The 9767-nt window shown below is 58.8% G+C and carries 12 protein-coding genes and 1 pseudogene; 4 read left to right on the top strand and 9 right to left on the bottom strand.

The window, feature by feature from the left end; genetic code table 11:
• The coding region (locus BQ17_RS22750; protein WP_141699282.1) for a nitroreductase family protein at nt 1-285 on the top strand (285 nt) is incomplete at its 5' end.
• Here BQ17_RS22750 and BQ17_RS13855 read toward each other — a convergent pair.
• From BQ17_RS13855 to BQ17_RS24245, 6 genes and pseudogenes are all read right to left on the bottom strand, one after another.
• Complete coding sequence (locus tag BQ17_RS13855; protein WP_089728023.1) at nt 212-1072, bottom strand: methyltransferase domain-containing protein; 861 nt, start codon at nt 1070-1072, stop codon at nt 212-214. The genes BQ17_RS22750 and BQ17_RS13855 overlap by 74 nt on opposite strands.
• Nucleotides 1073-1255: 183 nt before the next feature.
• Nucleotides 1256-1633, bottom strand: coding sequence for a DNA sulfur modification protein DndE (dndE, locus tag BQ17_RS13850; RefSeq protein WP_089728021.1), 378 nt, complete (start codon nt 1631-1633; stop codon nt 1256-1258).
• Nucleotides 1515-3608, bottom strand: coding sequence for a DNA sulfur modification protein DndD (gene dndD / locus BQ17_RS13845; protein WP_141699281.1), 2094 nt, complete (start codon nt 3606-3608; stop codon nt 1515-1517). The genes dndE and dndD overlap by 119 nt, the downstream gene beginning before the upstream one ends.
• Nucleotides 3605-5242 carry a DNA phosphorothioation system sulfurtransferase DndC gene (dndC, locus tag BQ17_RS13840; RefSeq protein ID WP_256091608.1) on the bottom strand — a complete coding sequence of 546 codons (1638 nt, stop codon included), beginning with the start codon at nt 5240-5242 and terminating at the stop codon, nt 3605-3607. Before dndC ends, dndD begins: the two co-directional genes overlap by 4 nt.
• Before the next feature lie 201 nt (nt 5243-5443).
• A pseudogene (locus BQ17_RS24250) lies at nt 5444-5647 on the bottom strand (hypothetical protein); the annotation flags it as partial.
• Between the two features lie 433 nt (nt 5648-6080).
• Nucleotides 6081-6422 (bottom strand): PAAR-like domain-containing protein, encoded by a 342-nt coding sequence (locus BQ17_RS24245; RefSeq protein ID WP_089728019.1) that lies wholly within the window; start codon nt 6420-6422, stop codon nt 6081-6083.
• 139 nt (nt 6423-6561) lie between these two features.
• Here BQ17_RS24245 and BQ17_RS13830 point away from each other — a divergent pair, with 139 nt between their 5' ends.
• Genes BQ17_RS13830 through BQ17_RS13820 form a run of 3 tightly spaced genes read left to right on the top strand, consistent with a single transcriptional unit; the run spans nt 6562 to nt 7596 of the window.
• Complete coding sequence (locus BQ17_RS13830) at nt 6562-6888, top strand: hypothetical protein (RefSeq protein ID WP_089728016.1); 327 nt, start codon at nt 6562-6564, stop codon at nt 6886-6888.
• A complete protein-coding gene (locus BQ17_RS20820; protein ID WP_141699280.1) occupies nt 6888-7292 on the top strand; it encodes a hypothetical protein in 405 nt (134 codons plus the stop codon). The genes BQ17_RS13830 and BQ17_RS20820 overlap by 1 nt, the downstream gene beginning before the upstream one ends.
• Entirely contained in the window at nt 7285-7596 is a 312-nt protein-coding gene (locus tag BQ17_RS13820; protein ID WP_089728013.1) for a hypothetical protein, read from the top strand. The genes BQ17_RS20820 and BQ17_RS13820 overlap by 8 nt, the downstream gene beginning before the upstream one ends.
• Nucleotides 7597-7675: 79 nt before the next feature.
• Here BQ17_RS13820 and BQ17_RS13815 read toward each other — a convergent pair whose 3' ends face one another.
• The 3 genes from BQ17_RS13815 to BQ17_RS13805 form a co-directional block, all read right to left on the bottom strand.
• Nucleotides 7676-8260, bottom strand: coding sequence for a DUF4123 domain-containing protein (locus tag BQ17_RS13815; RefSeq protein ID WP_089728010.1), 585 nt, complete (start codon nt 8258-8260; stop codon nt 7676-7678).
• 4 nt (nt 8261-8264) lie between these two features.
• Entirely contained in the window at nt 8265-8627 is a 363-nt protein-coding gene (locus tag BQ17_RS13810) for a PAAR domain-containing protein (RefSeq protein ID WP_089728008.1), read from the bottom strand.
• 13 nt (nt 8628-8640) lie between these two features.
• Nucleotides 8641-9767: type VI secretion system Vgr family protein (locus tag BQ17_RS13805; RefSeq protein WP_141699279.1), on the bottom strand; the 1127-nt coding region annotated here is incomplete at its 5' end.

The raw sequence follows: 9767 nt of genomic DNA, 5'->3' as shown, positions 1-9767 counted from the left end.
GCGATGCTGGCCGAGTTCGAGCCTCGGCTGATTTCACCGGGTCCATGGTTCTATCGTCGCCTGTTCTGGGAGACGGGTCTGATCGGCCAGCTGCTCTATTTGGAAGCCGAGGCAGCGGGCGTGCGAGCTACGGGCATCGGCTGTTTCTTTGATGATGTTCTGCACTCCGCGCTCGGCCTGGAAGGTCAAGCGCTGCAGTCGCTCTACCACTTCACCGTCGGGGGGGCGGTCGATGATACCCGGCTCCAGACGTTGGAGGCGTACCAGCACCTTGACCGCACGTGACCGCCCGTCCCCAAGACAAAGGGTACGCAATCACAAAGGTACGGCGAAAGGGAAAGAGGACCTTGCCGTCGGGGTGGGGCCGATAGTGAGCGGCGACCTGGGCGCGCAGCAGCCGCACAAACCGTTGCCGTTCATTAGCGTCATCCAATGCCTCGAGAAAAGGGCGTAGCCCGGTGCCTGCCATCCAGTCGACGATGGCGTCGGAGCTGTCCAGCCGGTGAAAATACTCGGTCACCCAGATATCGACGGCGGTAGCCTGTCCGGCGAGAAGATCGTAGTAGACCGACGGCTCTTCCATCGTCAGCGCTGAGCGGGCAACAGTCATCCGATCGCGCCACATCGGATCCTCGGCTATCTCCTGTATGAGCTTACGGATCCCCACGTCGCCGTTGCTCGGAATCTGAAAGCCGAAGGCGCCGCCAGCGGCGACCGCCGAGAAGAGTCGCGGTAGTAGCCTTCGATGGTCGCCAAGCCACTGCAGGGCCGCGTTGGAGAAAACAAGATCGACAGGTCGGTCCGGGACCCAGTCGGAAAGGTCGGCGCATATCCAGTCCTGCGCCGGGTAGGCCGCGCGGGCAGCGTCGATCATCTCCGGCGAATTGTCTATACCGCGAACAATCGCACCTGGCCAGCGTGCACGTAATACCTGGGTGCTGTTGCCGGGGCCGCATCCAAGGTCGACAATCTCCTGCGGTGCTTCCACATCGATGCGGGCAACAAGGTCCACCGCCGGCCGCGTGCGCTCATCGCCGAATTTCAGGTAATGCCGTGCATTCCATGTAGCCATAGGCGATCACTCTGCCTGGGGTCAATCCGGGGTGCCACATCGTTCGGGTTCTGCCTCGTCACTCCGGCAGGGATTGCCGGAATCCGGACGCCAAGGACGCAAAAGCAGTGGGGGTCTGAACGATTATCGGGCCGCTGGGTGGTTCGTCTACCACTTAAAATTTACCACTACCGGATTTTTGATCTAGATACGAACCTGTTGCACTACCACATCCCCGAGCGCTTTGATGCTGTTCAGAGTCGATATACCACGTTCCAGGTGGGCGCGAACATAGCTTGTAAGCTCCTCGGGTGAATCGACCCTAACGCCGTCCCGGCTTGCGCGTATAAGGAGCAGGGCTGAAAAGATACTGTCGTACTGTCCGGCAAAGGTCTTCCAATCGATTTCTATTGCCGTATCCAAGGGGCCGGGGAGGGTCGGCTTGGTTGCCAGATGCAGCGATCTACAGAGTGCCAATCTGCAGAGCTGGTTCCAGTGTGCGATCCCGGTCCGCTTCTTCAGCTTGATCAGGGTTTCTTTCCCTTTGGAGCTGATGCGGATATGGTCGACTGGTGGTTTCATCAGTAGCGAAATATCCGGCCCGGATGGCGGTTGCATGCGCTTCGCAGTCGTATGCGAGCAAATAGCGTCGACTGATATAGGGATCGAGTGCTTGATGATAGTGCCCGATGATCTCTTCGTCGGTAGACAGGAGGAGTACCTGATGGGAGGCCGCCGGGAAGTAGCGCTCCACCAGGTTGCGGCGATGAGATGAATCGAGACGACCGAGCGGGGTGTCGATGATGGCCGGGATTGGGCGACCGGAGGCCCGAGCCAAGCCCCAGAGCAGCGCGGTTGCGAGCAGCTGTCGTTCGCCTGCGGAGAGGCGCTCGAAGGGCAGGCAACAGCCATTAGGATCCCTGAGGTTGGGCTCGAAGCTCCGGGGGTCGATGCTCAGACTACCAACCAGGTCGGTCTTGCCTAACAGTTTACCGAAGGATTCGAGCATGAGGGCCTGGATGTTATCTGCGTGGCGGGCGACGGCTTGGTGGTGGAGGGCCTGCAGAGTCCTGCGGACCCGTGCGGAGTGGGTCAGGATGCGCGCTTGGTCGTCGGCTTCGATGCGGGCCTCCAGATTTGCGATGCTCAGGCGTTCCAGCCTGGCGCCGGCTTCCGCGTACTCTCGCTGCAGCAGGGCCCGCTGTTCGCGGAGCCGATCCAGTTGGTGGAGCTTGGCGTGGTGGTTCTGTTCCGCGACATCGAGGGCGTTTTGAGTGACCTGGATGCTGTCTTCACTCGGGATGCGTGCCAGCTGGGCCTCCGTGCGGGCCAGGCGTTCTTCCAGTTGCTCCAGGCGTTGGGTCAGCTGGTTCGCTGCGCGCTCGGCACTCGGGATCCGGGTAGCACGCAAATACGCGACCTGCGCCGCAAGCCGATCGTCCGCATCGAACAGAAGGGACTGGTGCGCCAGCCCGGTCCGCTCGGTCCGGTCGGCCGACAGGATACGTCGGATCTTGCTCAGGGTATCCTCACCCACTGCCTCGTCGTCCAGGGCGGCGAGCACCGCGCGATCGCGTTCCTCCAGGGCCTCCGCAAGTACCTTGGCGTGTCGAATCCCGATCTCGTGACAGGCCTGGGCCTCGATCTCGGCAAGGAGATCGTCCACCGGGGCCAGGGGTAGGGGCCCGGCGATCAGATCGCGCAGGGCATCTTCACATTGGGCCTTCTCTTTCAATAATCCTTCGTGAGTGATCCGCAGGGCGTTGCGTCCTTGATAGAGATTGCCTCCCGCGGCCTCAAAGGCCTCCCGCTGTCTGTCGACTTCTTCGGCCAGTCCCTTGGCCTCCTTGATCAGCATCCCCTCGGCCATGGCTATTTGCTCGATTGCTTGGTCCAGGTGTGCGACCTCGGCCTCAGACTCGGCGAGTGCCGCGAGGGAGGCATCATCGAGGGTCTCCCCGCGCTGCTTGCGCTCGAATGCCTTGAGGTCCGCGGTGAGACGCTCCAACAAGTCCAGACCAAGCAGAGTATTTAGCGCGGTGCCGATGATCTCGGCGGCATGGCCGCCATCGGCCAAATCCGCAATTTGCTCGCCATCGAAGAAGAACAGGTGGGCGATCCCGACGGGCAGAAAGGTGGTGACGGCCTCGTCCCAGTGTTCGCTCAGCAGGTCGTCGGACACCCCGTCGTGCAGGACCTGCAGTGACTCTTCAATCCCTTTGCTGCCGACACGCCAGCGGCGTTGGAGCACGAACGAGTGGGTCTCGCCTTCAATGAGGCGGCGAAACCGCAAGGTGACGCCGGCGCCTACGCCGGGGTCCGCATGGCGGTGGATGGCGGCGCGCAGGTAGTCCCGATAGCCCTGACGGCCACGGTTGGAGAGGCGGGCCTTGGGGCCGTAGAGGGTCAGCTTGATCGCGTCCGGCAGGGTGGTCTTGCCACCGCCGTTCATGCCGCCGAACAGGATGATGGGCCTACCGGGCTCGGGGGTCAGAATAGCCTGTTGGTGACCGGCATAGACGCCGAAATTCTCGATGACGATGTCATCCAGGATCATGGGCTGGGGTCGCCGTTCCCTATGCCGAGACCTGGCTGTGGTCCCCGCGTTTGGGACAGGCCCTGCTTGCGTTGCTCCTTGATGGCCTGACGCTCGGACGCCAGTTGCCGGGCCCTGTCGATGGCGTCTTCACGGTCGTCGAAGAAGTGGCGCTTGAAGGCCCGCTCGAATCGCCGGTGCAGTCCGGCACGTCGTCCGTTGTTGTGCTGTTGACGGGTGATGCTGAGCAGCTCCCGGGTCAGCTCGTAGTGGAGCCGGTCGTCGCTGCACAGGTCTTTGAGCAGCTGCATTTCCGGGGCCCCGAGCATTAGGTTATCGTCCAGCGGGCAGCCGGGATAGTCCTCGCCGGTGGCGTCTCGGTAGATGCCGGGGAGGAGGTCTTCCAGCTCGTGTTTATCGAGGACCCAGATGCGGCGGATCTCTTGCAGCTCTTCCAGGGAAATCAGCCGGATGTCCCGGACTTCTCGGGGGCCGTTTTTGCGGATGTGGGTTTGCGCCGTGAGCAGTCTGGACAGCCAGTCCGACCTTGCCCCTTGGGTGTAGGGTCCGGGGATTTCGCGCCCGGATTTCATGAGTTGCACCGCACCGTTCATGCGGCGGAAATCCCGCAGATGGCGATCCGTTCCGCCATGATCCTGTGCCTCCGGCTTGCCGGTGCGAAAATCGAGTGCATTGCGGATTTCCAGCAAGGGCAGCATCCACTCCTTTTCCTCGTCGTTCCGGATCATCGCCGCCATGGACCTGTCCTGTTCCACGAGGGTGCAGACCCAGCAACCGAATCTCGAGTCGCCGCAGCTCGGTGTCGAGTCGTCCACGACCAGTGGGCATTCGCCGTCCGCCGACGCGCCTGCGTACATGTCGAGCAGATCTCGGTTGTCGTAGCCCCAGGGGTTGGGCTGCTGCATCAGAAAGCGCCAGACGTCGTCATTACTCCAGTCCTCGATCGGGGTATAAATCAGGGACCCGGGCAGCCTGGCGTTCGGACTGAGCCGATGGCGCACGCGGCCCTTCTCGTGCTTTGCCATATTCGCGGCCCGGCGGAGGCTTTCCGCTTTGCGGATACCCAAGACCAGGATCGTTTCACCGCTCGCGGAGACGATATTGGTGATAAAGGTGTTGGAGGGCGCGATCTTCAGCCGTTCCGTACACCAGCGGAATTTGTGCCGCGGTGCCGGATAGCCGCGTCCGATCAGGTTGACCCAGAACGAGTCCTCCAGCTTGGGCCGCAGCAACCTTGGTGCGACCGGCATTGCAGCCTGCTCGGCGTTGCGTGCCATGACCCGGAGCGAATTCTCGACCCAGGCGGAAACGATAGGGTTCTCGACCAGGGTATCCGTGGAGATGACATGGATGGTCTTCCGACGCCGGTCCGGTGGCAGCTCGGCGATGGCGCTCCAGATCAGCTGCAGCGTGGCGGTGGAGTCCTTACCGCCGGAGTAGCCCACGATCCAGGGTATCTCGTCTGCGGTGTAGAGCGCGCGGATCTCCTGCCGGAGGGCAGCAAGCGTGCCCCGGAATCCGAGCGCCGTAAATGCGGAGTGGCGACCAGATGTTGCCCCTGAGGATGCCGCCGATTTCTCGTCCTCAGGAGTGTCAGAGCAATTTCGCCGGGGCGTCGGTTGCGGGTTCATCATTCGCTCGGGCAGCACCGGGCGGTGGTAATGGTTAACAAATCGAAATTACCGGTATCCTACGGGTGGGCTGTGCCCACCGCCTAGGGCAGGCTGCATCCACCATCTCGGCCTCATGGGCGTCGGTCGCATTTCGTTTCGAATCCGCAGATTACGCAGATTTTCACAGATTCATCCCGCCGCCGCCAGAAAAGACAGATTCTTTCACAGTCTCCGAAGCATGAGAGCCGGGCGACCACCCTGACCGCGCGGCATGGCAAGACCGATATTTCGGGCCGGGGAGCCGCTCGGGCTGTAGGTAACCGCGTTGAGGATCAAATCGGTGCGCGGCTTGGAAAGGACGAAACCGCTTTCGTAGCGGACCGCGGATTGGCTGGGTGAGCCGAAGAGCTGGTCTTCACCAAACCATGCGCCTTGCTTGGCTGGGGGGTGGAGACCAAAAACAAGATGGGTGTCCTTTTTCTGGGACGAGAACGGAGCGGAGAGCGGTCACAGTAGATTCCCTTATGGTTTCGGTGGGAAAGATATCAAACGAGATAGGTGTCCCTTTCTTCGTCCTTTCTTCGCTCGCGTGGGTCCACTAGGACCCAGCTGCACAGCCATCACGATCACCAGATACAAGATGGATGTCCTTTTGTTTTAGCTTTTATTTTACCGTGATTGTTCCCCTATGGGTTGTTCGGTCGCCGAGCCAGGCCATACAGGAAGAGCGGGATAGAAAGAGCCTCGGGACTTCGTGGCTACCTGGTCGGGTGAGTAAGTTTATATTGTTGCTTCACGTGTGGCGGATAAGCTACTCGCTGCTGCGGGGTGGAGCCCGAAAACAAGATGGGTGTCCTTTTTATTTTGCTTGCCATATAAGAAGGCGTGGTGCGCACGGCATCGCAAACAAAGTGCAAACAAAGTGGGTGTCCCTTTCTTTCCATCCCTTTCTTTCCCAGTTCATCACCATCAGGTCGCTGTGGCGAACCAGCCATTGGCCCTCGATCCGCACCGATTTGCTGTGTTCTACGGGTCGGCAGGCACCGAGATTGACGCCGGAGATGAGGCCTACCCCAACCCCCAGCTCGTCTCCTTGCACTGTGGGCAGGTAACTACCCATGGTGAAGACCGGCTGGCCCCCGAAGGTATACTCATACCGAAGGGGAACCTCGGTCGCGGGCTCAGGTGCAGCGAGGACCAAGCCGCGGGGCCATCGCGGTCGTCAGATACAAGATGGGCGTTATTTATTATTGTTATTGGTTGAATGTCTTGCCAGCGCGATTATGTTTGGGCTAAGCTTGCCGTTAGACAAATTGACAGGTTGCAGAAGTACTCGACTTATGTTGGTGATCGAAAACGAGCAATATAAGCTCCTACAAGAGGCTGCTGTCCAAAAATTTCACCGGTCTCTTTTCGCGTATTTGAGCGAGGAATTCCCGGAGTATAGTATTTCCGAGCGAAAAGAATTGTTCGCGCGTTGCCTGGAGTATGCAGCTAAAGAGGGGATTTCTACCGAATATGGTTTAACCAGCTTGACTGTCGTATCTTTTATGTTGGGAGCTTGTATAGCTAACGACTCGGATTATCTTGAACTTCAAGCTAGATGTATCGCTGCGACGGGGGATCCGGAAGCAGCAATTACCGCAATATACGAAGGACTGTACTAATGGGTAAGGCTATAGAACTTTTTCTTAAGGCTCTGGGAAAGATTTTAACAAAGAGGCATAGGGTTAAGCCACCCAAGAAACCTAAAAGGAGGCCTGCAAATAAACTACCAAGTTGTAAAATAGATTGTTCGAAAGCAGCGAAAAACCCATACAAAAACAGATCCAGATCACAGAACAAAAAGGCTGCAAAAAGTGAGGAAAAACTGATTCGAGAGCATGAAAAAAAACTGGATGACTACAGGCGGAGTCCGGAGAAACATGACAACAGAGGAACGTATCGAAATGCACCAAACGAAGAAATAAGGAAAAAGGTCTATGAAGGCCGTATAAGGGAATTGGAGAAACAGATTAATAGACATAAGAAAGAGCTGAAGAAACTTGAAGAGGCTATGAAAGATGACTAACAAAACCGATCAAGACGGCAGAATATCATTGTTGCTCTTGCTGGCTATCGCCGATAAAATAGTAACCGAGTACGCCCAGCGTGGGCTTGCGACAGTAGACCTGGGCGATCGGCAGTACTATCATGCCGTCGCAACTGACGAGATGTTCGATATGACAAGGATACCCCAGGAACTCGTTGTGGGAGATTTGGATGATGACATATCAGAATTAAAGCGATTGATCAATGACGATATGCCTACGGCTGTAGACATCGAGCGTCTGGGTAGAGTGCTACTTGCTATATCCGAGGGTGTATTGGATTAAGGACATCTTAAGACGATCCTCCAAAAATTCTACGCGGCGACTTATCGTGTTACTCTGCCAACATTTCATGCACCCTTCATCACCTTTGGACCGAAAAGGTAGCGGTGGTTAAGTAGTGTTCGCCAGGCATTCTTTCCAGCGGGGCAATTCGATACTGGATCAGGGTGTTTCCATCATCGTGCTCGACCAGGAAACAGTCGATTGCGGCACCGAAAAATTTCACCAACATGTCGGATGTCGAGCTCGACAGAAATTCGGGAAGGACGCGGGGGTCATAGAACCGGAAATAGGCCTCACCCTCAGGAGTCCTGACGGTCATGAGGTCGGCAAAGTGTGCGGAAATCGCCGCGGCCGATAACCTACTCCGCAGAAAGATCCCCCACTGACGGCACCAACTGTAGATCAGATACCGTGATAACGGATGCAGGGTAGCGTTGAAAGACAGCAGATAGGGGGCATAGGCCGCAAGCCGAATGGCCTCATTACCCGTGTACAGGCACCGTGCTTCGATGCCGAGCTTGCGCACTACGGATAGGACCTGCTCGTCCCGTGCCGCGTCGGCAATTGCAAACAGACGACCGGGCCCTTCCAGCAGTCGAGCAGCGAGTTCTCCAACCGACCGAGTGGGCTGCTCGGGTTGCCCCGAGGGGTTGGAGAACAGCATGGTCTCAGGATGTCTTTGCTACGAGGGATGTGCCTTCCTCGGAGCCCTCGGCCAGACATTTCGCCTCATGGTCCGCACCGATGAGCACGGTCGGACACCCGGCGGCGATAATACCGCCATGCGCTGTCGCATCACCCATGCGGGCCGCGGGTTGACCTCCGATCAGCACCGTAGGTTCGCCTTCGACAATAGTGTCCGGGGGTCCGACGCAGGTCGCCTGATCGCCGACCCGCGCGGCGGGCTGGCCGCCGATAAGAACCGTCGGACAGCCGGCGGGCAGTATGAGTCCTCCGACATGGGGTTTCGGGCCTGGATCCACCACGGGACAGGTATGCGGATCGCCGACGCGGGCAGCTGGCTGGGTCATGGTTTGTACTCCGTTAGCAGTTGATCTTGACCAAGGGGCCTTTGATTTCGATCAGGGTCGGGGTCAGGGTTATGGTGGAGGCTCCGACCGATAGGGTGATCTTGCTTTTACCGGTGAGGTGAATCTCGGTTGCGGAGATCGTGTGCTCATCGGCGGTCGAGTGAGCGGTATTATTGCCGACCTTGACACTCAGATTACCCCCGATGGCCTGCATGGAATACAGGCCTACCTCCTCCAGCTTGGCCCCGCCGACGCTGGTGTTCATCACCCCCCCGACGCTTACTTGGTAGGCGGCACCGATACTCAGGGCCTTGGCGGCGCCGATGCTCTCCGCTTTGGCGGCGGCAATGGTCTCCGATTTACTGGCGGCGACGGTCACGGTCTCGTTGCCGCCGACCTTTTCGGTGCGATTGGCGCCGATGGAGAGGATCTGGTTGACGCCGACGGTCTCGCTGCGGCTGCTGCCGATACTGACGGTCTCGTTGTTGACCACGGTCTGGTTGCGATCATGGCCAATGTTGATGGTTTCATTATTGGCAACGGTTTCTTTACGGTCGTGGCCGATGCTGGTGGTCTCGTCACTGCCGACGGTCTTGGCACGATCCTTCCCGATCTGGATGGTCTCGTTGTTGGTGACATCCCGGCTGCGATCATGCAGAACATGCTCGCGCAGGTCGTGTTCGATGGTGCTGTCCTTGTCGAATTGACCATGCTCACGGATGAGTTCCTTACCTTTGGTGTCGTCCATGACGTATTCGTTATAACCACCGCCGCCCTTGGTGCTGTTGGACATGAGTCCGCTGATGGCGGCGGCGCCGGGTAATTTGTAGGGGGGCTTGGTGACGCCGTTGTAGACCCGACCGGTGATGATGGGTCGGTCGGGATCACCTTCCAGGAAGTCGACGATGACTTCCTGGCCGATGCGGGGGATTGCCACAGCGCCCCAGTTCTTGCCAGCCCAGGGGTGGGCAACCCGCACCCAGCAGGAGCTGTGTTCGTCGGATTGACCGTAGCGGTCCCAGTGGAACTGGACCTTGACCCGGCCGTATTGGTCGGTCCAGATCTCTTCGCCGGCTTTGCCGACGACGATGGCGGTCTGGGGGCCTTGGACCCGGGCCTTGGGGGTGTTCCGTGGTGGAC

It is taken from the genome of Candidatus Thiosymbion oneisti (genome assembly GCF_900092655.1).
Taxonomy (GTDB): domain Bacteria; phylum Pseudomonadota; class Gammaproteobacteria; order Chromatiales; family Chromatiaceae; genus Thiosymbion; species Thiosymbion oneisti.
Note: the sequence above shows the minus strand (reverse complement) of the source record. Positions and strands in the feature narration are given on the sequence as shown.

Excerpts from the sequence above, each read along its gene's own strand:
- BQ17_RS13855 (WP_089728023.1), bottom strand. The coding sequence starts at position 1,072 with ATGGCTACATGGAATGCACGGCATTACCTGAAATTCGGCGATGAGCGC.
- dndE (WP_089728021.1), bottom strand. The coding sequence starts at position 1,633 with ATGAAACCACCAGTCGACCATATCCGCATCAGCTCCAAAGGGAAAGAA.
- dndD (WP_141699281.1), bottom strand. The coding sequence starts at position 3,608 with ATGATCCTGGATGACATCGTCATCGAGAATTTCGGCGTCTATGCCGGT.
- dndC (WP_256091608.1), bottom strand. The coding sequence starts at position 5,242 with ATGATGAACCCGCAACCGACGCCCCGGCGAAATTGCTCTGACACTCCT.
- BQ17_RS13830 (WP_089728016.1), top strand. The coding sequence starts at position 6,562 with ATGTTGGTGATCGAAAACGAGCAATATAAGCTCCTACAAGAGGCTGCT.
- BQ17_RS20820 (WP_141699280.1), top strand. The coding sequence starts at position 6,888 with ATGGGTAAGGCTATAGAACTTTTTCTTAAGGCTCTGGGAAAGATTTTA.
- BQ17_RS13820 (WP_089728013.1), top strand. The coding sequence starts at position 7,285 with ATGACTAACAAAACCGATCAAGACGGCAGAATATCATTGTTGCTCTTG.
- BQ17_RS13815 (WP_089728010.1), bottom strand. The coding sequence starts at position 8,260 with ATGCTGTTCTCCAACCCCTCGGGGCAACCCGAGCAGCCCACTCGGTCG.
- BQ17_RS13810 (WP_089728008.1), bottom strand. The coding sequence starts at position 8,627 with ATGACCCAGCCAGCTGCCCGCGTCGGCGATCCGCATACCTGTCCCGTG.